We start from the raw sequence: 26,449 nt of genomic DNA on the forward strand, positions 1-26,449 counted from the left end.
GCGTTACTATTTACTACGGATAGGGTGATCAGCATGGCAAAGAAGATTATAGCGAATATTAAACTCCAGCTCAAGGCAGGCAAAGCGACGCCATCTCCTCCCGTCGGGCCGGCTTTAGGGCAGCACGGGGTAAACATTATGGAATTCTGCAAGGCGTACAACGCCATGACGCAGAATCAGGAAGGAACGGTAATCCCCGTCGTTATAACTGTCTATGCCGATCGGTCGTTTACCTTTATAACCAAGACTCCGCCGGCCTCCGTCCTGCTGAAACAGGCTGCCAAGATAGCCAAGGGGGCCGGCAATCCGAAAAAAGAAAAAGTAGCTCTGTTAACGGGAAGTCAGATCAGGGAGATTGCCGAATTGAAATACAATGATCTGAATGCCATTGATATGGCTGGCGCCATCAGGATTGTTGAAGGTACGGCGCGGTCTATGGGGATTGAAATCGCCGGATAATGGATAAATGAAATTGATGTCGAGGTTTTATCATGTCTAAAGGAAAAGGTTTTTTAGAAGCAAAGAGCAAGGTGGAGGCGGGGAAAAGGTACAGCCTTCAGGAGAGCGTGGCCCTCGTGGTTGGAGCGGCCCGGGTGAAATTCGATGAAACAGTGGATGCGGCCATCCGTCTGGGAGTGAACCCGGCGCATGCCGACCAGATGGTCAGAGGAAGCGTGGTTTTACCCAACGGGTTGGGCAAGACGGTCCGAGTGCTGGCTTTTGCCAAGGGTGAAAAGGAAAAGGAGGCTCTGGATGCCGGTGCGGACTATGTCGGCGCTGACGATATCATCGAGAAAATAAAATCAGGATGGCTGGAGTTTGACCGCGTGGTCGCCACTCCCGATATGATGGGAAGTGTCGGCAAACTGGGTAAGATATTGGGCCCTCGGGGTCTGATGCCCAATCCCAAGGTAGGTACGGTTACCTTTGACGTGGCAACCGCCGTCAGAGAGCTGAAAGCAGGTAAGGTGGAATTTCGTGTAGAAAAGGCGGGGATTGTGCACAGCCCCGTAGGCAAGGTTTCCTTTGGGGCGGATAAGTTGCGGGAAAATGTCCTGGCCCTCCTCGATGCTGTCATCAAGCTGAAGCCGTCTTCCAGCAAGGGCACCTATGTTCGGGGCATATCGCTGTCCAGTACGATGGGGCCTGGGGTAAAGGTTGACCCCTTAGATGTGAGAAGTGTTTAATAGTTTTACTTAAGTCTGAGACAGCAGGTACAGGAGTTTAAACGGTATAAGGCCTGCCGAGACCCGTCATGCTTGATTGTGAGGTCAAAACGTCATCATCGTTTCTGTCTTTCACAATGCGGTGCCCGTGCGGTGCTTGATTAATTCCTGTATGTTGTCCTGTTCTCTGATGTTAGATTATTTGCTGATCGTGGTTTTGGAAATCAAGACATAACGGTAGGAAGGAGGCGGAAAGATTGGATCGGAGGACGAAGGAGCTGGTTGCTGCTGAGCTTCATGAAAAATTGAAGGAGTCGAAAATGGCAATTTTTGCCAATTTCAGCGGCTTGAGCGTGCGAAAGATGACGGAGCTGAGGAATGCCCTGCGTAAATCAGATGCGGAACTAAAGGTGGTCAAGAATACACTCTTGAGGATCGCATCCCAGGAAACACCCTATGGGACGATGCAAGAGCATTTTAAAGGTCCCCTGGCTGTAACCTTGAATCATGGGGATGTTGTTCAGTCAACGAAGGTCTTGGTGGAGTTTGCCAAGAAAAACGCTGAAATCGAGATTAAGGGAGGCATGCTGGATGGCAAGTTTCTGACCAGGGAACAATTGGGTCAGTTGGCCGAGTTGCCGAGCCGGGAAGTCCTGCTGGGTAAACTGCTCTCTATCTTTGTTGCCGTTCAGACGTCGCTTGTCAATGTGCTCAGTGCAGTGCCAAGAGGTTTTGTTCAGGTGCTCGATGCTTATCGAGTTAAAAAAGAACCGGAAAACTAAAACATATAGGAAGGAATTAGTGTCATGAGTGAGATTACAAAAGACGATGTGGTAAAATTTATTGAGGGTATGACGGTCCTGGAACTTTCTCAACTGGTGAAGGAATTGGAGGCACGGTTTGGCGTTAGCGCTGCCGCTCCCGTGGCGATGGCGGCCGCCGGCGGTGGAGAACAGGCCGCGCCGGCCGAGGAGAAAACTGAATTTGATGCCGTTTTAACTGGTTTTGGTGAGCAGAAGATACAGGTTATTAAAGTTGTCCGCGCCATCACCGGTTTGGGTCTCAAGGAAGCCAAGGATTTGGTAGAAGGGGCGCCCAAGGCAATCAAGGAAGCAGTTTCCAAGGATGAAGCCGCCGATATTAAAAAGAAAATTGAAGAAGTTGGCGGTACCGTCGAAGTAAAGTAGGCATTGGTCAATAGTTGATGGCACAAGGTTGTGTTTGCGGGTAGACCAGTGACCAATCGGCAATGGCAGCAGTGGCAATAAGGATACTATGGGTGAACTAAGAAAATATTTTGGCCGTATTAAAAAGGTATGGGATATCCCTAACTTGATTGACATCCAGCTCAAGTCTTATGAAAGGTTTCTGCAGAAGGACGTGGCGCCGGCCAAGAGGGTGAATTACGGTCTCCAGGGTGCGTTCAAAAGCGTTTTTCCCATTTCCGATTTCAGCCGGAAATGTTCGCTTGAATTCGTAAGTTATAAGATCGGCGATGTCCGGTATGATGTCAAGGAATGTCTCCAGAAGGGGATGACTTACGCGGCGCCCTTGAAGATAGTGGCCAGATTGGTTGTCTTCGATACCGATCGCAGTTCCGAGCAACGGCCTATCAGGGACATCAAGGAACAGGAGATATACTTCGGTGAATTACCCTTGATGACCGAAAACGGTACCTTCATCGTCAACGGGACGGAGAGGGTTATTGTCAGTCAGTTGCACCGGTCTCCGGGCATCTTCTTTGACCATGACAAGGGGAAAACGGTTGCCAGCGGGAAAGTCATCTATTCATCCCGGATCATTCCGATTCGTGGTTCCTGGCTTGATTTCGAGTTCGATTCCAAAGATATCCTTTATGTGCGGATAGACAGAAGAAGAAAGATGCCCGTTACCATCCTGCTCAAGGCCATTGGTAATTCTAACGAAGAAATACTCAACTATTTTTATAATATCGAGCGTGTTTTTTTCAAGGGCGAACAGTTATTCCTGGCTGTTGACGACTCGCTGGTCGGACGCAAGGCGCCTGAAGATATAACGATGCCTGGTGCAAAAGAAGTGCTGGCAAAAAAAGGAAGAAAATTAACCAAACCCCTGATCAGGAAAATGTTAGAAACCGGTATCAAGCGCATTAAACTGAAACATGAAGATGTTGTTGGCAAAATTATTGCTGCCGATATCAATGACCTGGAAACGGGAGAAGTCCTGCTGCACAGCAATGAGGAGTTAACCGACGGCGCTTTGGAGCTCTTGCTGGAAAAAGGACTGGGGGAGATACGTCTAATCCAGATAGATGAGGAGAAGGAAAACGCCTCCATAAGAGAGACTATGCTTCTGGATAGAGTTACCTCAGCCGACGAAGCAATTATCGAGATCTACCGGCGGCTGAGGCCCAGCAATCCCCCCACCATGGAGACGGCCAGAAAATTTTTTAATAGTCTGTTTTTTGAGCCGGAGAGTTATGACCTTTCCGATGTGGGAAGGGCGAAGATGAATTATAAACTGCGCCTCAACGTGCCCACCGATGTCACGGTTTTGTTGAAGGAGGATATCCTGGCGGCCGTCAAGTATCTCCTTGATCTGAAGAGGGGCGCGGGTGATTGCAGCGTTGATGACATTGATCACCTGGGTAACAGGCGCGTCAGGTCCGTAGGAGAGCTGATAGAAAACCAGTATCGGATCGGTTTGGTGAGGATGGAGCGGGCCATCAAGGAAAAGATGAGTCTCCAGGACATTGAAACATTGATGCCCCATGACCTGGTAAATGCCAAGCCCGTTTCGGCGGTGGTGAATGAGTTTTTCGGCAGCAGTCAATTGTCGCAGTTTATGGATCAGACCAACCCCCTGTCCGAGATTACCCATAAGAGGAGACTTTCGGCCCTTGGCCCCGGTGGTCTTACGCGGGAGCGGGCCGGCTTTGAAGTGCGGGATGTCCATCCCACCCACTATGGTCGCATCTGCCCGGTAGAGACCCCGGAAGGTCCTAATATCGGTCTCATCGTTTCGCTTAGCACCTATGCCCGGGTCAATGAGTTCGGCTTTATAGAAACGCCCTATCGTGTCGTAAAAGACGGGAAAGTGCTGGAGGATGTCCGTTTTCTGACGGCTATCGAGGAAGAAAATCTGATTATAGCTCAGGCGGACAGACCGCTCGACAAGCAGGGGAGGTTTGTCGGAGAACTGATTTCGGCCAGGAGAGGCGGTGATTTTCTCACTGTCGTACCGCAAGATATAAACATGATGGACGTATCGCCCAACCAGTTAGTCAGCGTGGCCGCCACCCTTATTCCTTTTTTGGAACATGATGATGCCAACCGGGCGCTGATGGGTTCCAACATGCAGCGGCAGGCCGTACCGCTCATGAAACCCGAGATTCCCCTGGTCGGCACGGGTATGGAGGCAATTGTAGCCAGGGATTCCGGCGCTGTTGTTGTGGCCAGGCGGAATGGTATTGTCGAGAGCGTGGATGCTAATCGCATCGTCATCAAATGTCAAAATGTACAAAACAGTGGGTTCGATACGGGGGTTGATATATACAATCTTGTCAAGTACCAGCGTTCCAATCAGGATACCTGCTTCAATCAAAAGCCCATTGTTGATGTCGGACACCAGGTAAAGAAAGGTGAGATTATTGCCGACGGTCCGGCCACCGATAATGGAGAGCTGGCCCTGGGAAGAAATGTCATGGTGGCGTTTATGTCCTGGGGAGGATACAATTACGAGGACTCGATCCTGATCAGTGAAAGAATTGCCAAGGAGGATATCTATACCTCTATCCATATCGAGGAATTTGAAACCATGGCCCGGGATACAAAGCTCGGCATAGAGGAGATAACAAAAGATATTCCCAACGTTGGGGAAGAGGCGCTTCGAAACCTTGATGAAAGTGGTATCATTCGTATCGGCATGTCGGTAAATCCCGGTGATATTCTGGTGGGCAAGATAACCCCGAAGGGTGAGACGCAACTTTCTCCCGAGGAGAAGCTGCTGCGTACCATATTCGGCGAAAAAGCCAGCGATGTTCGCGATACTTCTTTGCGGGTGCCCCCTGGTGTGGAAGGTACAATCATTGATGCGAAGATTTTCTCCCGCAAAGGGACAGAACGTGATCAAAGATCGCAAGCCATTGAGAATGAAGCCATCCAGGCTCTGAGCAAAGATAGAGATGATGAGGTGAGAATTCTCACAGAGACGGTCAGAAGTAAAGTGGCCGGGATGCTGATCGGGAAGGTTTGCTCCGCACGGGTATCCGATCCGAAAAAGAAGAAGATCCTGCTGAAAAAAGGTGACGTGATCTCGGCCGGACTGCTGGGAGCTATCCCCTTCGAATTCTGGAGTAACATCGCCCTTGTGGAAGAAGAGGCCACCGAGGAAAATATCAGGGTTTTGCTGGCCAATCTGGAAAGAAAAGTGGCGGCCGTCGAGGCCCTTTTTGAAACAAAACTGGAAAAGCTCAAAGCCAGCGACGAACTGCCGCCCGGTGTGATCAGATTAGTCAAGGTTTATGTGGCAATCAAGAGAAAGCTTTCCGTCGGGGATAAGATGGCCGGTCGGCATGGCAACAAGGGCGTTTTGTCCCGCATCCTGCCCGAGGAAGATATGCCTTACTTCGAGGATGGCACTCCGGTGGATATAGTCTTAAATCCGCTGGGTGTTCCTTCCCGCATGAATGTCGGTCAGATACTGGAGACGCATCTCGGTTGGGCGTCGAAAGGTCTGGGAGACGGTATCAACGACCTGCTGGCTAAAAAGACGGATCATAAGGGGTTGAAGCAGAAGTTGAAAAATATTTATGCCTCGCCGGCCTTTGAAAGTTTTGTCGATGGGGCGAGCGAGGAAGAGGTCGGACAACTGGCCATTCGTTTGAAGAAGGGCATCCCGATGGCATCTCCTGTTTTTGATGGCGCCAATGAGGGTGATATCCGGGAAATGCTTCATAAGGCCGGTCTTTCCGAAACAGGACAAACCACCCTCTACGACGGTCGCACGGGGGAGCCCTTCGATCAGGAAATAACCGTGGGCATGATTTACATGTTAAAGCTGCACCATCTGGTGGATAACAAGATTCACGCCCGCTCCATTGGTCCTTATTCCTTAGTGACCCAGCAGCCGCTGGGAGGAAAAGCGCAATTCGGCGGTCAGAGGCTGGGCGAGATGGAGGTCTGGGCCATGGAGGCCTATGGCGCCGCCTATTCCCTCCAGGAATTCCTGACCATCAAGTCCGATGATGTTGTCGGCAGAACGAGGATTTATGAGGCAATAGTCAAGGGAGAACATACTTTTGAACCAGGGCTTCCCGAGTCCTTTAACGTTCTTGTCAAGGAGCTGCAAAGCCTTTGCCTGAACGTGGATTTGATTGAAGAGTAGTTAGACAGCCGGAACCATTCGTTATTGCATCACAATAATGATCGCTGTTTTGGAGGAGACAATAAGTGGAAGACGTTTTTACCTATTTTGAGAAGCCGAAAGATCCGATCAGGTTTGATGCCATCAATATATCCATCGCCTCACCAGAGGTGATCCTTTCCTGGTCTCACGGCGAAGTGAAAAAGCCTGAGACGATCAACTACCGTACCTTTAAACCGGAGCGGGACGGTCTTTTTTGCGCGAAAATTTTTGGACCAGTGAAAGATTATGAGTGTCTCTGCGGACGTTACAAACGTATGAAGCACCGCGGCATCGTCTGTGAAAAGTGCGGTGTGGACGTTATACCGTCCAAGGTTCGCCGGGAAAGGATGGGCCACATTACCCTGGCAACACCGGTGGCCCATATCTGGTTTCTTAAAAGCCTGCCGAGTCGGATCGGCAATGTCCTCGATCTGACGCTGAAAGAGCTGGAAAAAATTCTTTATTTTGAATCCTGGATCGTCATGGATCCTAAGAATACAAATTTAAAGAAGAAACAGCTTCTTTCAGAAGAGGAGTATTATGATCTGAGGGAGCAGAGCGGCGCCGATGCCTTTGAGGTGGGCATCGGGGCGGAGGCGGTGAGAAAACTTCTCGAGGAAGTGCAGGTTGCCGAAATGGTCGAGACCCTGCGTGTAGAAGTTAAGACTGCCACTTCGGATACCAAGCGGAAAAAGGCGATCAAGAGGCTTAAGGTGATGGAAGCCTTGAAAAAGTCACAGAACCGGCCGGAGTGGATGGTTCTCACCATCCTGCCCGTTATTCCTCCCGATTTGCGTCCCTTGGTGCCGCTTGACGGCGGGCGGTTTGCCACGTCGGATCTGAACGATCTCTACCGAAGAGTGATAAACAGGAATAACCGTCTGAAGCGGCTGCAGGAATTGAATGCTCCGGAGATAATCATCAGAAACGAGAAGCGAATGCTCCAGGAGGCCGTGGATGTACTTTTTGACAACGGCCGGAGGGGTAGGGCGATTACCGGCTCGAACAAGCGGCCGCTCCGCTCGCTATCGGACATGCTCAAGGGAAAGCAGGGGCGGTTCCGTCAGAATTTGCTCGGGAAACGTGTTGACTATTCCGGTCGTTCCGTCATTACGGTAGGGCCGGACTTGAGATTGCATCAGTGCGGGTTGCCCAAGAAAATGGCGCTTGAACTTTTCAAGCCTTTTATTTACAACCGCTTGCAGGAAAAAGGCTATGTAACTACCGTAAAGAGCGCCAAAAAGATTGTGGAGAAGGAAACCGCGGAAGTTTGGGATGCCCTGGATGAGGTTGTGCGCGAATATCCGGTCATGCTGAACAGGGCGCCTACTTTGCACCGGCTTGGCTTGCAGGCTTTCGAGCCGATCCTGATTGAGGGCAAGGCCATTCAGTTGCACCCCTTGGTTTGCACGGCCTTCAATGCCGATTTTGACGGCGACCAGATGGCGGTGCATATACCTTTGTCCATTGAGGCTCAGGCGGAAGCTCGGGTGCTGATGATGTCCACTAATAACATCCTCTCGCCGGCAAACGGGAAGCCCATTATTATTCCGAGTCAGGATATAGTGCTCGGGATCTACTATTTGACCCGTGATAAAAATGGCTCCAAAGGCGAGGGCATGACCTTTTCCGGACCTGAGGAAGTCCGCAGCGCCTACGACAATAATGTGGTTGACCTCCGCGCCAGGATTAAGGTGCGTATCGGCGGCGAGATTAAGGAAACTACTGTTGGTCGGGTCATACTTTATGAAATTATCCCGGAAGAACTTTCCTTTGATCTGATCAACAAGGTCATGAACAAGAAGGAACTGGCCAATTTAATTGATTATTGCTACCGGTCTTGCGGCGATAAAACAACGGTTGTCCTGGCTGACCGCCTAAAGGATCTGGGCTTCAAGTATGCCACGAAAGCCGGGATATCCTTTGCCGTCCACAACATGATCATCCCGGCCAATAAGAAGGAGATAGTGGCCCGGGCCGACAAGGACGTGCTGAAAATTCAGAAGCAGTATATGGATGGTCTGATCACTGACGGAGAACGTTACAACAAGGTCATTGATATCTGGGCCCAGGCAACGGAGAATATTGCCGCGGAAATGTTAAGCGGCATCAGCACCGAAGAAGTAGTGGGTAAAGACGGGATCAAAACAAGAATCGGCAGTTTTAACCCGATTTTCATGATGGCCGATTCCGGCGCCCGTGGCAGCGCCGTGCAGCTCCGGCAGTTGGCGGGAATGAGAGGTTTGATGGCCAAGCCGTCCGGTGAAATTATTGAAACCCCCATCACGGCTAACTTCCGCGAAGGGTTAACGGTGCTCCAGTATTTCATATCCACCCACGGTGCGCGGAAAGGGCTGGCCGACACGGCCCTCAAGACCGCCAATTCCGGTTACCTTACCCGGCGACTGGTTGATGTGGCTCAGGACTGCATAATTACTGAAGAAAACTGCGGCACTATTGACGGTATCTTTGTAGCGGCGCTGATGGAAGGCGGCGAGATCATCGAGACGGCGGGGGAACGGGTTCTGGGTCGGGTCGCGCTCACGGAAATCATTGACCCCTTTACCGGCGAGATACTGTTGAATAAAAATCAGGAAATTGATGAAACGATGGCTGAGAGAATGGACCGGGCCGGCATTGAAAAAGTAAACATCCGGTCGGTGCTCACCTGCCGCTCGAAACACGGTGTCTGCGCCATGTGTTATGGTCGGGATCTTGCTCATGGCCATCTTGTCAATATCGGTGAAGCCGTGGGGATCGTGGCTGCTCAGTCCATTGGCGAGCCGGGAACCCAGTTGACGATGAGAACCTTTCACATCGGTGGCACAGCGAAATTTGAGGAGCATTCCACGCTGGAAGCAAGGCATGATGGTATTGTCAAGTTCGTGAATTTCCACACGATAAAAAGTAAAGTCGGCGATCTCGTCGTGATGAAGCGCCACGGTGAAATTCACGTGTTGGATGAGCAGGACCGCAGTCGCGGCAAGTATACTGTTCCCTATGGCGCCCATCTAAAGTCTCAAGATGGCAGCCGCGTCAAACGTGGTGATTTAATTGCGGAATGGGATCCATTCTCTATACCGATCCTGGCCGAAGTTGATGGCACAATAAAGTTTGGCGATATTGTTGAAGGCAAGACCATGCAGGAGCAGGTTGATGAGGTAACCGGCTTATCCCGCAAGGTTATCGTTGAATTCAAGGGAGCAGATTTGCGGCCGCGTGTCTCTATCAAGGATAGCAAGGGGAGAACGGCCAAGGTACCGGGTTCCAATGCTGTAGCCAGGCATTTGCTTTCGGTGGGTGCCAATCTGGTCGTTTCTGAAGGCGATCCGGTGAGCGCCGGCGACATTCTGGCCAAGATACCCCGGGAAACGACCAAGACGAAGGATATCACTGGAGGTTTGCCGCGGGTAGCGGAACTTTTCGAGGCGCGCAAACCGAAGGAATATGCCGTCATCAGTGAAATTGACGGCGTCGTCTCCTACGGTAAAGATGCCAAGGGAAAGCGGAAGATCGTCGTGACTCCCGATGTGGGAGAAGAGAAAGAATACCTGATACCCAAGGGTAAGCACGTCAGTGTTCAGGAAGGCGACCGGGTGACAGCGGGAGAGCCGCTTATGGATGGGATTCACAATCCCCATGATCTTCTCGCCATTAAGGGAGAAAAAGAGCTGGCCAAGTACCTCGTGGACGAAGTGCAGGAAGTTTATCGTCTGCAAGGAGTAAAAATTAATGACAAGCATATGGAAGTTATTGTCCGTCAGATGCTGCGGCGGGTAAAGATTGTCGATGCGGGTGATACGTCTTTCATCGGTGACGAGCAGGTCGAAAAACACCGTCTCCAGGAGGAAAACGATAAGGTATTGGAAAAGGGCGGGAAACCGGCGGTGGGGAAGCCGATCCTGCTGGGTATCACCAAGGCGTCCTTAAGCACACAGAGCTTTATCTCGGCAGCTTCCTTTCAGGAGACCACGCGTGTGCTTACGGAAGCCAGCATGGCCGGCAAGACCGACTATCTGCGGGGTCTCAAAGAGAATGTCATTATGGGGAGACTGATCCCTGCCGGTACGGGGCTTTCCCTGTACCGTAAGCTCGGCATCAAGACGGAAACAGATGAAATTGTTCCGCCTGATCCGGAAGTAGACCAAGATGGCGAGAATAATGATGAGAAAAAGCTTGACACAATGGAAGCTAATTGATAGTTAAACCATCTTTTGCAGCACCAAAAAGTAATAGAGCAATGCAACAGCAAGGGGAAGAGTAATGCCGACAGTCAATCAGTTAGTCCGCAAGGGAAGAGCGAAGATAGGGCAAAAGGTGACGACACCGGCGCTTGCCAGTTCTCCTCAGAGAAGAGGCGTTTGTGTCCGGGTATATACGACGACACCCAAAAAGCCGAATTCGGCATTGAGGAAAGTGGCAAGAGTTCGCCTCACCAGCGGTTATGAAGTGACTTCCTATATCCCCGGAGTAGGTCATAATCTTCAGGAGCATTCCGTCGTTCTGGTGCGGGGGGGGAGGGTGAAGGATCTTCCCGGTGTGCGGTATCATATTATAAGAGGTACGCTTGACGCCGTGGGCGTTCAAGATAGAAAACAGAGCCGGTCCAAATATGGGGCCAAAAGGCCGAGTTAATTAGTCTGGGTTAGGAAACAGCATTATGCCGAGAAGAAGAGAGATAGCCAAAAGAGAGATATTGCCGGACCCGAAGTATAATAACGAGCTCGTGGCAAAGTTTATCAACAGCCTCTTGAAGAGAGGTAAAAAGAGCATTGCCGAGGCGATACTTTATGGCGCTTTTGATCTCATTGAAAAAAAGAGCAAAGAGGCGCCGGTGGAGGTGTTTGAAAAGGCAGTAAGCAATGTGAAGCCGGTTATTGAAGTTAAAGCCAGGCGCGTAGGAGGTTCCACCTACCAGGTTCCCACCGAGGTGGCATCGCCCCGGCGGGTGGCCTTGGGCATCCGCTGGTTGATCCTGCATGCCCGTGAGCGTGGTGAGAAGACCATGAGAGAGAAGCTGGCGGCAGAGTTGATGGATGCGGCCAACAACAGGGGTGCGGCGATCAAAAAGAAGGAAAGCGTTCATAAAATGGCGGAAGCAAATAAAGCGTTTGCGCATTATAGATTTTAGCATAAGGAGGTAAACGGAAATGGCCAAGAAAAAATTTGAAAGGAACAAGCCGCATCTCAATATCGGAACGATAGGGCACGTGGATCACGGCAAGACGACCTTAACGGCAGCGATTACGAAGCATCTGGCCAAGAGAGGTTTGGCGGAATTCAGGCCTTTTGATTCCATAGATAATGCCCCTGAAGAAAAGGAAAGGGGTGTAACCATCAACATTGCCCATGTGGAATATGAAACCACCAAGCGTCATTACGCGCATGTTGATTGTCCGGGACACGCCGATTACATAAAGAACATGATTTCGGGAGCGGCGCACATGGACGGCGCCATTCTTGTGGTTGCGGCCTCCGATGGTCCCATGCCACAGACCAGAGAGCACATCCTTTTGGCGCGTCAGGTGCAGGTTCCTTATATGGTAGTATTTTTAAATAAAGTTGACCTGGTTGATGATCCGGAGCTTCTGGATCTGGTGGAACTGGAGTTAAGAGAGCTTCTTACTGCTTATGAATTCCCGGGCGACGACATTCCTATCATCCGCGGTTCAGCGTTGAAGGCCTTGGAGCAGGAAGATACGAAGGCCCCGGATGTCAAGTGCATTGACGAGTTAATGGATGCCATAGATAACTACATTCCCCAACCCGTACGTGACCTTGACAAACCATTCCTGATGCCGGTGGGCGATGTGTTTACCATCTCTGGGCGCGGCACTGTGGTTACGGGCAGGATTGATCGCGGTATCGTCAAAGTCGGTGAAGAGGTTGAAATTATTGGCATCAGGCCCACGATAAAGAGCGTCTGCACTGGTGTGGAAATGTTTCGCAAGACACTGGATGAAGGCCGGGCCGGAGACGATGTCGGTTTGTTGATCCGCGGCATTAAGCGTGAAGAGGTAGAGAGAGGCCAGGTGGTGGCCAAGCCCGGCTCCATAACGCCGCATACCAAGTTCCAGGCGACGGTTTATATATTGACCAAGGAAGAAGGCGGTCGGCACACGCCCTTCTTTAACGGTTATCGTCCCCAGTTTTATTTTCGGACGACCGATGTGACGGGCATAGCAACCTTACCGCAGGACGTGGAAATGGTGATGCCCGGTGACAATGTAAATATGGAAATTGAGTTGATTACGCCCATTGCCATGGAAGAGCAGCTCCGTTTTGCCATCCGGGAAGGCGGCAGGACCGTAGGGGCGGGAGTAGTAAGTAAGGTTATTGCGTAACCGGTTCGTTAACTTATCCCGTTTATCGGGGTTAAGGTTGAGTGGAAATGAAAGAACAGAAGATTAGAATCCGTCTTAAAGCCTACGATTCCAAATTGTTGGACAGGTCTGTCGGGGAAATTATTGAAACCGCCAAGAGGACCGGTGCCAGGATAGCCGGTCCCGTGCCGCTGCCTACGGAGATAAATAAGTACTGCGTAAACCGTTCACCGCACGTGGACAAGAAATCGAGGGAACAATTCGAGATCCGGACACATAAGAGATTAATTGATATCATCGAGCCGACGCAATCAACAGTAGATGCGCTTATGAAACTGGACCTTTCGGCAGGAGTTGATGTAGAGATCAAGGCTTAGCTTCCATAGAGGGAATAAAAGAGTGAAGTTATGAAAATGGGAATCATTGGTAGAAAATTGGGTATGAGCCAGATGTTTTCCGAGGATGGAGGCACTGTACCGGTAACGGTAATTGAGATGGAGCCTTCGCTCGTGATACAGAAAAAAACTAAAGAAAACGATGGCTACGATGCCCTGCAACTCGGCTATGGGCGGGTAAGCCAAAAGAAGGTAACTAAGCCCCTGTTAGGTCATTTCCAGAAGGCCGATAAGGGATGCTTTAAAGTTCTGGCAGAATTCAAAGCTGATACCGCTGGCTACGAGCTGGGCCAGGAAATAGGCGTGGATTTTTTTAAAGCCGGAGAGCGGGTGGACATTGTCGGAACATCCAAGGGCAAGGGATTTGCGGGTGTTGTCAAAAGGCATGGATTCAGTGGCGGGCGCAAGACGCATGGCTCCATGTTTCACCGTGCTCCAGGCTCTATCGGCGCCAGTGCTGAGCCGTCCCGAGTCTTCCGGGGTCAAAAACTGCCCGGGCACATGGGCAGCGAGCGGAAAACGGTACAGAATCTGTTAGTATGGGCGGTTGATCCGGGCCGCCATCTTTTACTGGTTAAAGGAGCTGTGCCGGGAAGCAAAAAAGGTTATTTGCTGGTTAAGCAGGCGATAAAGAATGCCGACTAAGTTGCTCTGGGAGTAATACTTCCCGGTAACTATGCGATTATAAGAAACTTGGGTGGTTACGATGCCGATTGCTGGTGTGTTTGACATAGAAAAAAATAAAGTGTCGGAAATCGAATTAAGTGACGCTGTATTTGATGCAGAAGTAAACGAAGCGGTCCTGTACGAAGTGGTCAAGATGCAAATGGCGTTGAGAAGGCGCGGCACTGCGGATACCAAAGAGCGCGGAGAAATTTCGGGCGGCGGTAAAAAGCCGTGGCGCCAGAAGGGGACAGGCCGGGCACGATCCGGTACGAGCCGTTCGCCCCTTTGGCGCGGTGGTGGTACGGTTTTCGGACCCCATCCGCGCGATTATTCATTTAAGGTCCCGAAAAAAGTGCGCCGGAAGGCCTTGATGTCCGCCTTGACCTTGAAGTATCGGGGGAATCAGATGGTCATCCTCCGGGATTTCCCGTTGACGGAAATAAAGACGAAAAAATTTGTAGAAGTTGTGAACAGATTCGGCTGGGAAAAGGTTCTGATTATTCTGGACAAATCTTATCCGGTGCTGGAGAAGTCATCTAAAAACATCAAAAATGTAAAAATGATGAGATCAGAGGGGCTGAACGTCTATGATCTGCTTAATTATGAGCACGTTGTTTTGCTCGAACCCTCTGTTAAGTTGATCGAAGGGATATTGATTTCATAATGGAAATGCATCGTGTTATAAAAAAGTATCTGGTCACCGAAAAAACTACGGCCTCCAAGGAACAAGGCAACAAGTATATTTTCCAGGTGGACAGGGGCGCCAACAAAATAGAAGTCGGTAGAGCGGTAGCAAGCCTTTTCAAGGTCAAGGTACTCGACGTTCATATCATGAATGTGCTGGGCAAGAAAAAGCGCGTCGGCAAGGTAGTCGGTGAGAAGAGCTCCTGGAAAAAGGCGATTGTGACGGTGGCCAAAGATAACCGGATTGAGATCATTGAAGGGGTATGAGCCCCATCTCCAAGGTACCAAGACTTTAAGTGACTTAAGGAATAAAGCCGATGGCGATAAGAAAATACAAACCAACATCACCGGGAAGAAGATTTCAGACCTGTTCCGACTTCAAGGAAATTACTTCCACCGAGCCGGAAAAGAAACTGCTGAAGGCTATCAGCAGGACGGGGGGACGCAACAGCTACGGCCGAATGACCATGAGGCACATTGGCGGCGGGCACAAGAGGCGTTACCGGCTGATTGATTTCCGGCGCGACAAGTTGGATATCCCGGCCAAGGTGGCGGCGATCGAATATGATCCGAATCGCTCGTCCCGGATTGCCCTGCTGAATTATGCTGATGGAGAGAAACGTTATATCATTGCGCCGGCCAAATTAGATGTGGGCGCCCAGATCGTCAGCGGCGAAAGTGTGGACATTAAAGTGGGAAATACGGTGCCGCTGAAAAATTTGCCGCTGGGGTCTTTGATTCACAACCTGGAAGTCAAGGTGGGACGCGGTGGACAGATGATCCGCAGCGCCGGCACCCTGGGTCAGCTCATGGCCAAGGAAGGGCGGTATGCCCAGGTAAGGCTGCCTTCCGGTGAAGTCAGGAAGGTCTTCATGGAATGCAAGGCGACTATTGGTCAGGTGGGCAATATTGATCATGAAAACGTCAGTTTGGGCAAGGCGGGGCGTTCGCGATGGCTGGGAAGACGTCCCAAGGTAAGGGGTGTGGCCATGAATCCCGTTGATCACCCCATGGGCGGCGGCGAGGGTAAGTCATCGGGCGGCAGGCATCCTTGCACCCCTTGGGGTGTACCGACAAAGGGCCATAAGACAAGAACGAATAAGAGCACGGATAAATATATCGTAAAGAGAAGAGGTTAAGAAGGTGGCGCGTTCGATTAAGAAGGGTGCGTACGTTGAGGGCAGGCTCCTGACAAAGGTAAGAGCGGCGGAAGCAGCGGGCAGTAAGGGCGTCCAGAAGACGTGGTCGCGCCGTTCCACAATAACGCCGGAATTAATAGGTAATACCTTTGCCGTACATAATGGCAAGAAGTTTATCCCGGTCTTCGTTACCGAAAATATGGTAGGGCATAAGTTAGGTGAGTTTTCACCCACCAGGACTTTCTACAGTCACGCCGGTGATCGGAAAACAAAAGTTCGTAAATAAAATGGCTGATCGTGGCCTGGAATTCAGGCATACAGCGCGGGTGTCGCGCCCTGCAGGTGTTCAAGGTGTTTGCGGCCGCGGCTGATGTTGGTTGGGAGAAAATATGGAAGCAAGGGCAACTGCTAAATATATTCGGATTTCACCACAGAAGGTAAGATTAGTGGTGGATCTGGTGCGGGGCAAGAAAATTGGTGATGCTAAGAAAATACTCATGTTTACAAGGAAGTATGCCGCCTCGGCAGTGGGGAAGGTGTTGAACTCAGCCGTGGCCAACGCGAGGCAAAATGCCAGCATGGACGAGAATATTCTCTATGTAAAAGAGATATTTGTTGACCAGGGCCCCTCTTTGAAGAGATGGCGAGCGAGGGCGCAGGGGCGGGCCGCGGCTATTAAAAAGAGGATGAGTCACATTACGGTAATTCTTACGGAAGTATAATTGGTGGTCTTGTCACTACGACAAAAAGCGCAGATAAAGTGTTACGATTGAGGAGGTGAAGGGTTGGGGCAGAAGGTAAACCCGATCGGGTTCAGGTTAGGCGGAATTAAGACATGGCGTTCATTGTGGTTTGCTGAAAAGGGTTACAGTGAGTTGCTCCACGAGGATATCCGTATCCGAAAATTTCTCAAAAAGAAGCTTTATAATGCCGGTGTTTCCAGAATCGAAATTGAAAGAGCCTCTAACAAGTCCAAGATAAATATTTATGCGGCCCGTCCGGGAATAATTATCGGTAAAAAAGGCGCAGATATTGAGAAGCTTAAGAAGGAAATTGAACAAGTAAGCTCGGGAGAGACGATTATCAATATTCTGGAGGTGCGCAAACCGGAGGTTGACGCTCAATTGGTGGCGGAGAACATTGCCCAGCAATTAGAGCGGCGGGTGGCCTTCCGCAGGGCGATGAAAAAGTGTGTTACCTCCGCCCTCAAATTCGGTGCCAAAGGCATCCGGGTAAGTTGTTCAGGAAGGCTGGGAGGCGCAGAAATGTCGCGCTCGGAGTGGTATAGAGAGGGAAGGGTCCCCTTGCATACCCTGAGAGCTGATATAGATTACGGATTTACCGAGGCCCATACCGCCTATGGACTTATCGGGATAAAAGTTTTGATGTTTCATGGCGAGGTGTTGCCGACGAAAAGCGCCGCAGTTTAGTAAGGACTTATCATCCTTTCTGGATAGGGGAGATTTTGCATTATGTTAATGCCGAAGAGAGTTAAACATAGAAAGCTGCAGAAGGGTCGTATGGGCGGCAAGGCCGGCCGGGGCGCAACCGTGGCTTTCGGGGAATTTGGTCTCCAGGCCGCCGAGTGTGGTTGGCTTACGGCAAGACAAATTGAGGCCGCCCGTATAGCCATGACGCGTTATGTCAAGAGGGGCGGTAAGATATGGATAAGGATATTCCCCCATAAATCAGTTACCAAGAAGCCGGCAGAAACCAGAATGGGAAAGGGCAAAGGGGCCCCTGAAGAATGGGTGGCCGTTGTCAAGCCCGGCGTGGTGTTATACGAAATGGATGGAGTGACGTCGGAGGTGGCACACGAGGCCTTCCGGCTGGCGGCGCACAAACTTCCCATAGCAACGAAGTTTTTGGCGAGGGAGATGCTTTAATGAAGATAAAGGAGATTCGCGATCTGGGCACTGACGAAGTGAAGCGGAAGAACCTGGATTTGGTCGAGGAACTATTCAGACTGCGCCTCAGGCATACGTCGGGACAATTGGAGACTTCATCCGCGCTGGGACGGGCAAGAAAAGACATCGCCAGAATTAAAACGGTGTTGAGGGAGAGGGAGGCTCAATTAGGATGACCGAGCGTGGCAACAAAAGGCTGATTACAGGCGTGGTTATAAGCGACAAGATGGAAAAAACCATTATCGTGCGTACGGAGAGATTAGTCAAGCATCAAGTCTTCAAGAAATATATCCGCAGGCACGTAAAGTATAAAGCTCACGATGAGAGAAATGAGTGTAAGGCCGGCGATAAAGTGCTTATTATGGAGTCGAGGCCGATAAGCAAGGACAAACGCTGGCGGGTGCGTGAGATACTGGAGAAAGCGAAATAGCGTTCGTTTAGCGGGGTGTTATTATGATTCAAATGCAGACCATATTAAATGTAGCCGACAATTCCGGTGCCAAGAAGGTCTTGTGCATTAAGGTGCTGGGTGGGTCAAAGAGAAGATATGCCAGTGTAGGTGATGTCATCGTTGTCGCTGTGCAGGAGTCTATCCCTAATTCCAAGGTGAAAAAAGGCGACGTGATGAAGGCCGTTGTCGTCCGTACCGTGAAAGAGGTCAGAAGACAGGATGGTTCATATCTCAAGTTTGATGATAATTCCGCCGTGCTGATTACGAACCAGATGGAACCGGTGGGGACAAGGATATTCGGCCCGGTGGCACGTGAGCTGCGGGCCAAGCAGTTTATGAAAATCATCTCTTTGGCACCGGAGGTCTTGTAGCGGGCGTGGTTTTAGATCCGCGGGGATGTAAAGGCATAATTAAATATCAAATGGTTTTTTCGCTGGGGATGGGAGATGCAGGGAATGCGGTTGAAGAAAGGTGACATGGTCAAGGTTGTGGCCGGTAAGGAAAAGGGGAAGACCGGCAAGGTCCTGAAGGTTGTTGCCGAGAAAAATAAAGTTGTTGTGGAGAAATTGAACTTTGTCAAGAGACATCAGAAAGCTGATGCCAAAGGCAAGGGCGGGATTGTGGAGAAAGAAGCCCCCATCCACGCTTCCAATGTCATGCTGCTTTGTGACAAGTGTGATGCTGCGGTCCGGTTTGGACACAAGCTGTCGGATGATGGGAAGAAAGAGCGTGTTTGCAGTAAATGTCATGAAGTACTGAATGCTTAAGTATCTTATAAAGGTCTATAAACAATGACGAGATTGGAAGCCTATTATCTAAAAGAAGTCGTCCCTGCTTTGATCGCTGAGCTGGGTTATAAAAATCGCATGCAGGTACCCAAGATGGAGAAGATTGTCGTCAATATGGGTGTCGGCGAAGCGATTCAGAATGCTAAAATCCTGGACAAGGCGGCGGAAGAGCTGGCCCTAATCACTGGTCAGAAACCCGTGATTACCAAGGCGAAGCGCTCTATCGCTACCTTTAAGTTGCGCCAGGGCATGCCGATCGGATGTTGTGTAACCCTGAGAAAGGACATAATGTACGAATTTTTTGACCGGCTGGTTAATGCAGCAATTCCCCGGATCAGGGATTTTCGTGGCATAGCACCGAGTTCATTTGACGGCCGGGGTAATTTTGCCATGGGACTTCAGGAGCAGCTTATCTTCCCGGAAATAGATTACGATAAGGTTGACAAGGCGCGGGGTATGAACATTGTGATCGTTACTTCGGCCAAGACCGATGAAGAAGGCCGGAAACTCTTGAAATGCATGGGAGTTCCGTTTAAGAGTTAAAGGGCAAAGAGCGCCCGTGATGGCCGGGCTGTGACCTTGGAGGGCTTAGTGTGGCAAAGAAATCCTTAATTGCGAAAGCTAAAACTAAAATGAAGTTTGCGGTGCGGCAGTATAATCGGTGTCCGCTTTGTGGCCGGCCGAGAGCGTATTACAGAAAATTTGACATGTGCAGGATATGCTTGAGAAACCTTTCCCTGAGGGGAGAAATCCCGGGTGTTATAAAGTCCAGTTGGTAGAGTAAAGGAGCAAAGTATGGGAGTAAGCGATCCAATTGCCGATATGTTGACCAGGATCAGAAATGCCAACAGGGTGCATTTTAAATCGGTGGATGTAATATTGTCTCGCACCAATCAGAATATCTGCAAAGTGCTGAAAAAATCCGGCTATATAAGCGGCTTTGACGTTAAGAAGGACAGTGCAGGGCATGAAATGCTGAGGGTGTATCTGAAAAATCCAGTCTTGAAGCAGACAAGTATCACGGATATACAGAGAATCAGCAAGCCAGGCCGCAGGGTTTATGTGCATTGCGATAATATCCCCAAGGTATTGGATGGTTACGGAGTAGCTGTTATCTCTACCTCCAGAGGGGTCATGACGGACAAAGAGGCGAAGACGCTGAATATCGGCGGCGAGCTTCTCTGCAGCGTTTGGTAGTCTGCCCCAGGGGGATTCCCCCTCGGTCCGTTTTTCGGGAGATTGATGAAATGTCAAGAATTGGAAAAAAACCGATAGAGTTTCCTGCCGGGGTAAAATTGGTGCAGGATAAATCTGTTATCAAGATCAATGGTCCCAAAGGAAACTTGTCCATGACGCTGCCGCCGGGTGTTGAGATCAGCCAGGACAGCGGCACTATTGTTGTCAAGTGCATTTCGGAAGACAGGAAGGAAATGGCCTATCACGGGTTAGTGCGCACTCTCCTCGGGAACATGGTGACGGGGGTGAGCAAGGGCTTTGAAAAGGGTCTGGAAATATCCGGCGTGGGTTATCGCGCCGAGGTTAAGGATGGCATGATCAAGATGCTGCTGGGATATTCAAATCCCGTGGAATATGCAATCCCGCCCGGTATTGACATCAAGGTGGATAAGCAGGTTAATATCGTTGTCGGCGGTATAGATAAAGAGTTGGTAGGCAGGGTGGCGGCCGAGATTCGATCTTTGAAGAAACCGGAACCTTACAAAGGCAAGGGGATAAGGTATGTCGGCGAGAAGATCAGGCGAAAAGTCGGCAAATCTGTGGGGGCTTAGTAAAGCGAGTTATTCCCGATAATATTTCTGTGGTGTGGAAGAGGTAGGACATTGGCAACGAAGAAGGTAGAAAAGATCAGGGCCAAGCGCAAGGCAAGGGTAAGCGGCAAGTTAACGGGCAGTGAAACCAGACCGAGACTTGCTGTTTTCCGGAGCGCCAGACACATCTATGTTCAGGCCATTGCCGATGATACGGCAAGTACCCTGGCTGCGGCGTCAACACTAAGCAAAGATATAAAAGACACTGTTGCGGGCATGAAGAAGGTTGACGCGGCCAAAGAAGTAGGAAAATTGTTGTCACGGCGTCTCATGGCCCGCGGCATAGGGACGGTTATTTTTGACCGGGGGCGTTTCCTCTATCACGGTCGGGTAAAAGCGCTGGCCGAAGCCGCGCGCGAGGCGGGTTTGAAGTTTTAATGCCCAGCTTGGGATGGTAATTTCTAACTTACTAATTTAATAAGGATCGAGCATTGAATACCAGAGAAGTAAAGGAATCGGAACTTCAGGACAGGGTGATAGCAATCAACAGAACCGCCAAAGTTGTCAAAGGTGGAAGAAGGTTCAGATTCAGCGCCATAGTGGTTGTCGGCGATGGAAAGGGCTCTGTTGGCGCCGGATTGGGGAAGGCGCATGAAGTCCCGGAGGCGATCAGGAAGGGCATGGAGCAGGCTAAAAAAAGCATGCTTAAGTGCGCTATCATGAACAGGACGATTCCCTACGGCGTCGTAGGGCACTTCGGCGCCGGCAAGGTTATGCTAAAGCCGGCCTCGGAAGGGACGGGCCTTATTGCCGGGGGTGCTGTCCGGGCGGTGCTTGAGGTTGCCGGGATACACAATATATTGACCAAATGTCTGGGCTCCCATAATCCGCATAATTTGGTTAAAGCAACGATAGATGGACTGTGCCAGTTACGCTCACCGGCGGACATTGCCCTGCTGAGAGGCCGGGAGCTTGCGGAAATATAACGGCGCCCACAGGGTATATCTGTAAAAAGAGGGTTTGCAGTGAAAAAATTAAAGATAAAACAGATAAGAAGTTATATCGGCCGACCGGAAAAGCATCGGCGCGTTTTGCGTGGCCTCGGATTGGGTAAATTAAACAGAACCGTCCTTCTTAATGACACCCCGGAGATCCGGGGCATGGCGCAAAAGGTCATACACTTAATTGCATTGGAAGAAGTTGAGGGGAACGAAATATGAATTTAGGTGCCTTAAAACCGCCGGCCGGTTCCCGGAAGAAGAGAAAAAGAGTGGGACGGGGCGGCGACCATGGCGGCACGTCCTGCAGGGGTAATAAGGGCCAGAACGCCCGTTCCGGAGGAGGGGTGAGGCCGTCTTTTGAAGGCGGGCAGATGCCGATTACCCGGAGGTTGCCCAAGCGCGGTTTCCATAACAAATTCCGCCGCATTGTTGGCGTTGTTAACGTCGGGCAGTTGGAACAGTTTCCGCAAGGGACTGTTATTGATGAGGAACTGTTGCTTAATTGCGGCTTGATCAAGAGAAAAGTTGAGGCGGTAAAGATCCTCGGCAAGGGTGAGATCGAACGTGCCCTGTCCGTCAAGGTAGGCTTGATCAGCAAAGGCGCCCGGGATAAGATAATCGCCGCCGGCGGCTCAATTGTAGAGGTTAACTGACTTTGTTAGACGGATTCGGAAATATTTCCAAGGTACCGGAGCTGCAAAAGAGAATCCTCCTTACCTTTTTGCTGCTGGCGGTTTATCGGATCGGCGCACATGTGCCGACTCCCGGAATTGACACGGCAGCGCTGGCGGCTTTTTTTGATCAGAACAAGGGATCGCTGCTGGGATTTTTCGACATGTTTGCCGGCGGCGCCCTGAGCAAGCTCTCCGTATTTGCTTTGGGGATTATGCCTTACATCAGCGCCTCCATCATTCTGCAGTTGCTGACGGTGGCCGTACCTCATTTAGAAAGGCTGTCCAAGGAAGGTGATGCGGGCCGAAGAAAGATCACCCAGTACACCCGCTATGGCACCGTTGGGCTCAGCATGATTCAGGGGTTCGGTATCGCCATTGGGCTGGAGAATATGGCCGGTCCGACGGGGGCAGCCATTGTCATACAGGCCGGCTGGTGGTTTCGGTTGTTAACGGTCATTACTTTGACGGCTGGAACGGCATTCATCATGTGGCTGGGCGAACAGATAACGGAAAAAGGGATCGGCAACGGCATATCCCTGATTATATTTGCCGGTATTGTGGTGCGGGGGCCGGAGGCGATCGTTAACACCTTCCGTCTACTGGCGAGCGGTGAGATGGGAATCATTTTCATCCTGCTTTTGATCATTTTGATGGTGGCTGTGGTTGGCTTCATAGTATTTGTAGAAAGTGGTCAGCGTCGGATACCCATTCAATATGCCAAGCGCGTGGTGGGCAATAAGATGTACGGCGGACAAACGACGCATCTGCCTCTCAAGGTGAATACCGCCGGAGTTATCCCGCCTATTTTTGCCTCTTCCCTCATCATGTTCCCGGCGACGATCGCCAATTTCATTCCTCATCCCTGGATGAAGGCGGTCTCGGGTCTTTTGATGCCGGGCCGGTTGGGTTATGAGCTCCTGTTTGTGGCTTTTGTGGTTTTTTTCTGCTATTTTTACACGGCGGTCACGTTTAATCCCGTGGAAGTATCAGATAATATAAAGAAATATGGTGGATACGTTCCCGGCATCAGGCCCGGCAAGAAAACGGCCGAGTACATGGATGAAGTTCTGACCAGATTGACCTTTAGCGGCGCCATCTACGTTTCTGCGGTCTGCGTGCTACCGAGCGTTCTCATCAGCAATTTCAACGTGCCCTTTTACTTCGGCGGCACGGCCCTGCTGATTGTGGTGGGAGTCGCCCTCGATACCGCGTCGCAGATAGAAACTCATTTGTTGACCAGACAGTATGAAGGTTTTATGAAAAAGGGCCGTATTGCGCGCAGGCGCTGAATGTAAATATGGTCATCTTGAAGCAACCGGAGGAGATCGAAAAAATAAGGGCGAGTAACCGAGTGGTGGCGGAAGTCCTGAAAGAATTGAAAAAGGCTGTCATACCAGGTATCACGACCAGAGAATTAGATAGGCTGGCAGAAAGCCTGTCGGTAAGCAAGAAAGTCCGGCCCGCCTTCAAGGGTTATAAGGGGTATCCGTTTTCACTCTGCACCTCGGTTAATGAAGAGGTGGTCCACGGGCTCCCGTCTGACAGAGTGCTCATTGAGGGAGATATAATCAGCCTGGACTTTGGGGTTTTCCACGCCGGGTACTATGGTGATGCGGCGATAACGGTCCCCGTGGGGAAGATAGCGGGGAGTGCGGCCGGGTTGTTGCAGACAACCGAGAGCGGTTTATACGCCGGCATCAAGGCGGCCAGGGCAGGCAACAGATTGGGGGATATTTCCTTTGCGGTTCAAAGTATAGTGGAAGCCGCTGGTTATTCAGTCGTAAGAGATTTTGTCGGCCATGGCATCGGGCGAAGCTTGCACGAAGATCCCCAGATACCGAATCATGGGGTGCGGGGCCGCGGCATAGAGCTTAGGGTCGGGATGGTTTTGGCGATCGAACCGATGGTCAACGCCGGGACTTATAGAGTTAAAGTAAAACCGGATGGTTGGACTGTGGTTACCGAAGACGCGGGTCTTTCCGCTCATTTTGAGCATTCGGTGGCAATTACTGAGGCGGGGCCGGCTATCCTGAGTCAGTTGCAGTAATGATAAGTAAAAAATGGTTATGATCCGGTATATGAGCGGCAGGTTATGGCAAAAGAAGAGGCAATCGAGGTTGAAGGTAAGGTAATAGAGCCGCTGCCCAATGCCATGTTCCGCGTGGAACTGGAGAACGGGTATAAGGTACTGGCGCATATCTCCGGGAAAATGCGGATGCATTTTATCAAGATTCTGCCGGGTGACAAGGTGACGGTGGAGTTGTCTCCCTACGACTTGTCGCGCGGGAGAATAATATACAGGACGAAATAAGGGTGTGGTCGAGGCTGGCGCCGTGACAGGTAGCGGCGGCGGCAGAACGTGCAATCGAGGTGATGCGGTGAAAGTCAGGTCGTCAATAAAAAAGATATGTGATAAATGTAAAATTCTCAAGCGGAAGGGCGTATTGAGAGTGATTTGCGAAAACCCCAAGCACAAGCAGCGGCAGGGGTAAGTCATTGAGTTTCTCCAGGAGGTAGTAAGGTGGCAAGAATTGCGGGGGTGGATTTACCCAAGAATAAAAGGATGGAGATCGCGCTTACTTATATATATGGTATTGGGCGCAGCAAGTCGGTCTATATCCTTGACAAAGCCGGTGTGAGCAACGATACCAAGACGGACAATCTTGCCGATTCGGAGATCACGGCCATAAGAAATGTTATTGACAAGGAACTCAAGGTGGAGGGCGACCTGAGGCGGGAGATATCAATGTCCATCAAGCGTCTCATGGACATCGGCGCCTACCGGGGCTTGCGACACCGCAAGGGACTGCCTGTCCGGGGGCAAAGGACAAGCACTAATGCGCGGACCAGAAAAGGACCGCGGCGGGCCGTGGCGTCCAAGAAGAAGTAGTAATATCAGATAAATGCAAGGTGTGAGATTGGCCGACAGGCTGAAATCATGGCAGATGGGTTGCAGATGGGTGATTAACCCGACCCGGAGGTAGAATGGCAAAGACAGTCAGGAAAACAGGCAAGAAGAAGGAAAAAAAGAATATTACCGAGGGTGTTGCGCATATCCAGTCCACATTCAATAATACCATTGTGACCATTACTGATCTCAGTGGCAATGTGATTGCCTGGTCATCCTCGGGAACGGAAGGATTTAAGGGGTCGCGGAAGAGCACTCCCTTTGCGGCCCAGATGGCGGCCGAGAGCGCCGTCAAGAAGGCTAAAGAACACGGATTAAGGAACGTGCAGGTGTTCGTGAAAGGTCCGGGGGCGGGAAGAGAGTCGGCGCTCAGGTCCCTGCAGTTGGCCGGTCTTAAAATCAGCCTCATCAGGGATGTTACTCCCGTTCCGCACAACGGCTGCCGTCCACCAAAAAGAAGAAGGGTGTAGCAAATAACAAACACCGCTGATCAATTGTCAATAGTCGGAATTGACAATTGATCAGCGGTAATAGATCACTGATCAGGGAGGCTTTTTTGGCAAGATATTTAGATTCCGCGTGCCGGTTATGCCGGAGAGAAGGACTGAAGTTATTTCTCAAAGGGGACAGGTGCTATAGTGAGAAGTGCGCCTTTGAGCGGCGGGGATATGCGCCGGGCGATCACGGTCAGATGCGCCGGAAGCAGCCGTCTGATTACGGCATCCAGTTGCGTGAGAAGCAGAAGCTCAAGAGGATGTACGGGCTGCTGGAAAAGCAGTTCCACGGCAGCTTTGAAACGGCCGAGAAAAAAAAGGGCATTACGGGCGCCAATCTTTTGATTGGTCTGGAGAGGCGTCTGGACAATATGGTTTTCCGCATGGGTTTTGCCAGTTCGAGAAATGAAGCGCGCCAGTTGGTCACGCATCGGCATTTCCTCGTGAATGGCAAGGCGGTGAATATACCTTCTTATCTGCTCAAGGCCGGGGACGAAATTACCCTGAAGGAAAAAAGCCGGAAAGTGGCCTGCATCCTGGAAGCCATGGGAACGGTGGCCAGGAGAGGCGTGCCGCAGTGGCTGGCGCTGAACAAAGAGGGTTTTCAAGCCAGTGTAAAGATGCTTCCTACCCGGGAAGAATTGACCATGCCGGTTCAGGAACAGTTGGTTGTTGAACTTTACTCGAAGTAAAGAATTGATG

37 protein-coding genes are annotated in these 26,449 nt (G+C 50.8%); all 37 read left to right on the plus strand.

Translation table 11 applies throughout. The features are described 5' to 3' along the window. Positions 1-33 precede the first annotated feature (33 nt). The 37 genes from rplK to rpsD all read left to right on the plus strand — a co-directional run bounded on the left by rplK (position 34) and on the right by rpsD (position 26,439). Positions 34-459 carry a 50S ribosomal protein L11 gene (rplK, locus tag NT140_13375; GenBank protein ID MCX5832844.1) on the plus strand — a complete coding sequence of 142 codons (426 nt, stop codon included), beginning with the start codon at positions 34-36 and terminating at the stop codon, positions 457-459. Positions 460-491: 32 nt separating this feature from the next. Further along, on the plus strand, positions 492-1,187 hold the full coding sequence (rplA, locus tag NT140_13380; protein ID MCX5832845.1) for a 50S ribosomal protein L1: 696 nt from the start codon (positions 492-494) through the stop codon (positions 1,185-1,187). Between the two features lie 236 nt (positions 1,188-1,423). Further along, on the plus strand, positions 1,424-1,948 hold the full coding sequence (gene rplJ / locus NT140_13385) for a 50S ribosomal protein L10 (GenBank protein MCX5832846.1): 525 nt from the start codon (positions 1,424-1,426) through the stop codon (positions 1,946-1,948). Between the two features lie 24 nt (positions 1,949-1,972). Then, positions 1,973-2,353 (plus strand): 50S ribosomal protein L7/L12, encoded by a 381-nt coding sequence (gene rplL, locus NT140_13390; protein MCX5832847.1) that lies wholly within the window; start codon positions 1,973-1,975, stop codon positions 2,351-2,353. Positions 2,354-2,441: 88 nt separating this feature from the next. Continuing rightward, positions 2,442-6,530: a DNA-directed RNA polymerase subunit beta gene (gene rpoB / locus NT140_13395; GenBank protein ID MCX5832848.1), complete on the plus strand. Its 4,089-nt coding sequence runs from the start codon at positions 2,442-2,444 to the stop codon at positions 6,528-6,530. A gap of 65 nt (positions 6,531-6,595) precedes the next feature. Then, positions 6,596-10,750 carry a DNA-directed RNA polymerase subunit beta' gene (gene rpoC / locus NT140_13400; GenBank protein MCX5832849.1) on the plus strand — a complete coding sequence of 1,385 codons (4,155 nt, stop codon included), beginning with the start codon at positions 6,596-6,598 and terminating at the stop codon, positions 10,748-10,750. 64 nt (positions 10,751-10,814) lie between these two features. Further along, positions 10,815-11,186 (plus strand): 30S ribosomal protein S12, encoded by a 372-nt coding sequence (gene rpsL / locus NT140_13405; GenBank protein MCX5832850.1) that lies wholly within the window; start codon positions 10,815-10,817, stop codon positions 11,184-11,186. Positions 11,187-11,211: 25 nt separating this feature from the next. After that, a complete protein-coding gene (rpsG, locus tag NT140_13410; protein ID MCX5832851.1) occupies positions 11,212-11,682 on the plus strand; it encodes a 30S ribosomal protein S7 in 471 nt (156 codons plus the stop codon). A 19-nt stretch (positions 11,683-11,701) separates the two neighbouring features. Next, positions 11,702-12,895, plus strand: a complete 1,194-nt coding sequence (gene tuf, locus NT140_13415) for an elongation factor Tu (protein ID MCX5832852.1) — start codon at positions 11,702-11,704, stop codon at positions 12,893-12,895. A gap of 47 nt (positions 12,896-12,942) precedes the next feature. After that, a complete protein-coding gene (rpsJ, locus tag NT140_13420) occupies positions 12,943-13,251 on the plus strand; it encodes a 30S ribosomal protein S10 (protein MCX5832853.1) in 309 nt (102 codons plus the stop codon). A gap of 30 nt (positions 13,252-13,281) precedes the next feature. After that, complete coding sequence (gene rplC / locus NT140_13425) at positions 13,282-13,914, plus strand: 50S ribosomal protein L3 (protein ID MCX5832854.1); 633 nt, start codon at positions 13,282-13,284, stop codon at positions 13,912-13,914. 61 nt (positions 13,915-13,975) lie between these two features. Then, the gene (gene rplD / locus NT140_13430) at positions 13,976-14,599 is read left to right on the plus strand and encodes a 50S ribosomal protein L4 (GenBank protein ID MCX5832855.1); all 624 of its coding nucleotides are present in this window, start codon (positions 13,976-13,978) and stop codon (positions 14,597-14,599) included. Further along, positions 14,599-14,886 carry a 50S ribosomal protein L23 gene (gene rplW, locus NT140_13435; protein MCX5832856.1) on the plus strand — a complete coding sequence of 96 codons (288 nt, stop codon included), beginning with the start codon at positions 14,599-14,601 and terminating at the stop codon, positions 14,884-14,886. The genes rplD and rplW overlap by 1 nt, the downstream gene beginning before the upstream one ends. A 50-nt stretch (positions 14,887-14,936) precedes the next feature. Then, a complete protein-coding gene (gene rplB / locus NT140_13440; protein ID MCX5832857.1) occupies positions 14,937-15,758 on the plus strand; it encodes a 50S ribosomal protein L2 in 822 nt (273 codons plus the stop codon). A gap of 4 nt (positions 15,759-15,762) precedes the next feature. Beyond that, complete coding sequence (gene rpsS / locus NT140_13445; GenBank protein ID MCX5832858.1) at positions 15,763-16,044, plus strand: 30S ribosomal protein S19; 282 nt, start codon at positions 15,763-15,765, stop codon at positions 16,042-16,044. Between the two features lie 103 nt (positions 16,045-16,147). Then, on the plus strand, positions 16,148-16,480 hold the full coding sequence (rplV, locus tag NT140_13450) for a 50S ribosomal protein L22 (protein MCX5832859.1): 333 nt from the start codon (positions 16,148-16,150) through the stop codon (positions 16,478-16,480). 63 nt (positions 16,481-16,543) lie between these two features. Further along, positions 16,544-17,188, plus strand: coding sequence for a 30S ribosomal protein S3 (gene rpsC, locus NT140_13455; GenBank protein ID MCX5832860.1), 645 nt, complete (start codon positions 16,544-16,546; stop codon positions 17,186-17,188). A 42-nt stretch (positions 17,189-17,230) separates the two neighbouring features. Then, positions 17,231-17,644: a 50S ribosomal protein L16 gene (gene rplP / locus NT140_13460; GenBank protein MCX5832861.1), complete on the plus strand. Its 414-nt coding sequence runs from the start codon at positions 17,231-17,233 to the stop codon at positions 17,642-17,644. Further along, positions 17,644-17,841: a 50S ribosomal protein L29 gene (rpmC, locus tag NT140_13465; GenBank protein MCX5832862.1), complete on the plus strand. Its 198-nt coding sequence runs from the start codon at positions 17,644-17,646 to the stop codon at positions 17,839-17,841. Before rplP ends, rpmC begins: the two co-directional genes overlap by 1 nt. Next, entirely contained in the window at positions 17,838-18,095 is a 258-nt protein-coding gene (gene rpsQ, locus NT140_13470) for a 30S ribosomal protein S17 (GenBank protein MCX5832863.1), read from the plus strand. The genes rpmC and rpsQ overlap by 4 nt, the downstream gene beginning before the upstream one ends. Positions 18,096-18,118: 23 nt before the next feature. After that, a complete protein-coding gene (gene rplN / locus NT140_13475; GenBank protein ID MCX5832864.1) occupies positions 18,119-18,487 on the plus strand; it encodes a 50S ribosomal protein L14 in 369 nt (122 codons plus the stop codon). An 84-nt stretch (positions 18,488-18,571) separates the two neighbouring features. Next, positions 18,572-18,883 carry a 50S ribosomal protein L24 gene (gene rplX / locus NT140_13480; GenBank protein ID MCX5832865.1) on the plus strand — a complete coding sequence of 104 codons (312 nt, stop codon included), beginning with the start codon at positions 18,572-18,574 and terminating at the stop codon, positions 18,881-18,883. A gap of 24 nt (positions 18,884-18,907) precedes the next feature. Further along, positions 18,908-19,447, plus strand: coding sequence for a 50S ribosomal protein L5 (gene rplE / locus NT140_13485; protein ID MCX5832866.1), 540 nt, complete (start codon positions 18,908-18,910; stop codon positions 19,445-19,447). 50 nt (positions 19,448-19,497) lie between these two features. Then, positions 19,498-19,683, plus strand: a complete 186-nt coding sequence (locus NT140_13490) for a type Z 30S ribosomal protein S14 (GenBank protein MCX5832867.1) — start codon at positions 19,498-19,500, stop codon at positions 19,681-19,683. A gap of 16 nt (positions 19,684-19,699) precedes the next feature. Next, complete coding sequence (rpsH, locus tag NT140_13495; protein ID MCX5832868.1) at positions 19,700-20,101, plus strand: 30S ribosomal protein S8; 402 nt, start codon at positions 19,700-19,702, stop codon at positions 20,099-20,101. Positions 20,102-20,151: 50 nt separating this feature from the next. Further along, positions 20,152-20,691 (plus strand): 50S ribosomal protein L6, encoded by a 540-nt coding sequence (gene rplF, locus NT140_13500; protein ID MCX5832869.1) that lies wholly within the window; start codon positions 20,152-20,154, stop codon positions 20,689-20,691. A 51-nt stretch (positions 20,692-20,742) separates the two neighbouring features. After that, positions 20,743-21,108, plus strand: coding sequence for a 50S ribosomal protein L18 (gene rplR, locus NT140_13505; protein ID MCX5832870.1), 366 nt, complete (start codon positions 20,743-20,745; stop codon positions 21,106-21,108). Positions 21,109-21,161: 53 nt separating this feature from the next. Beyond that, on the plus strand, positions 21,162-21,656 hold the full coding sequence (gene rpsE, locus NT140_13510) for a 30S ribosomal protein S5 (protein MCX5832871.1): 495 nt from the start codon (positions 21,162-21,164) through the stop codon (positions 21,654-21,656). Positions 21,657-21,695: 39 nt separating this feature from the next. Next, positions 21,696-21,890: a 50S ribosomal protein L30 gene (gene rpmD, locus NT140_13515; protein MCX5832872.1), complete on the plus strand. Its 195-nt coding sequence runs from the start codon at positions 21,696-21,698 to the stop codon at positions 21,888-21,890. Further along, complete coding sequence (rplO, locus tag NT140_13520; protein ID MCX5832873.1) at positions 21,887-22,324, plus strand: 50S ribosomal protein L15; 438 nt, start codon at positions 21,887-21,889, stop codon at positions 22,322-22,324. Before rpmD ends, rplO begins: the two co-directional genes overlap by 4 nt. Before the next feature lie 2 nt (positions 22,325-22,326). Beyond that, positions 22,327-23,634: a preprotein translocase subunit SecY gene (gene secY, locus NT140_13525; GenBank protein ID MCX5832874.1), complete on the plus strand. Its 1,308-nt coding sequence runs from the start codon at positions 22,327-22,329 to the stop codon at positions 23,632-23,634. Positions 23,635-23,642: 8 nt separating this feature from the next. After that, positions 23,643-24,392, plus strand: a complete 750-nt coding sequence (gene map, locus NT140_13530) for a type I methionyl aminopeptidase (GenBank protein MCX5832875.1) — start codon at positions 23,643-23,645, stop codon at positions 24,390-24,392. 45 nt (positions 24,393-24,437) lie between these two features. Continuing rightward, complete coding sequence (gene infA, locus NT140_13535) at positions 24,438-24,656, plus strand: translation initiation factor IF-1 (protein ID MCX5832876.1); 219 nt, start codon at positions 24,438-24,440, stop codon at positions 24,654-24,656. Between the two features lie 67 nt (positions 24,657-24,723). Beyond that, positions 24,724-24,837: a 50S ribosomal protein L36 gene (rpmJ, locus tag NT140_13540; GenBank protein ID MCX5832877.1), complete on the plus strand. Its 114-nt coding sequence runs from the start codon at positions 24,724-24,726 to the stop codon at positions 24,835-24,837. A 29-nt stretch (positions 24,838-24,866) separates the two neighbouring features. Beyond that, a complete protein-coding gene (gene rpsM / locus NT140_13545; protein MCX5832878.1) occupies positions 24,867-25,235 on the plus strand; it encodes a 30S ribosomal protein S13 in 369 nt (122 codons plus the stop codon). A gap of 95 nt (positions 25,236-25,330) precedes the next feature. Beyond that, entirely contained in the window at positions 25,331-25,723 is a 393-nt protein-coding gene (gene rpsK, locus NT140_13550; protein ID MCX5832879.1) for a 30S ribosomal protein S11, read from the plus strand. A gap of 86 nt (positions 25,724-25,809) precedes the next feature. Continuing rightward, positions 25,810-26,439: a 30S ribosomal protein S4 gene (gene rpsD / locus NT140_13555; GenBank protein ID MCX5832880.1), complete on the plus strand. Its 630-nt coding sequence runs from the start codon at positions 25,810-25,812 to the stop codon at positions 26,437-26,439. Positions 26,440-26,449 lie beyond the last annotated feature (10 nt).

The sequence above is a fragment of the Deltaproteobacteria bacterium genome (assembly GCA_026388415.1).
Classification (GTDB): domain Bacteria; phylum Desulfobacterota; class Syntrophia; order Syntrophales; family JACQWR01; genus JAPLJV01.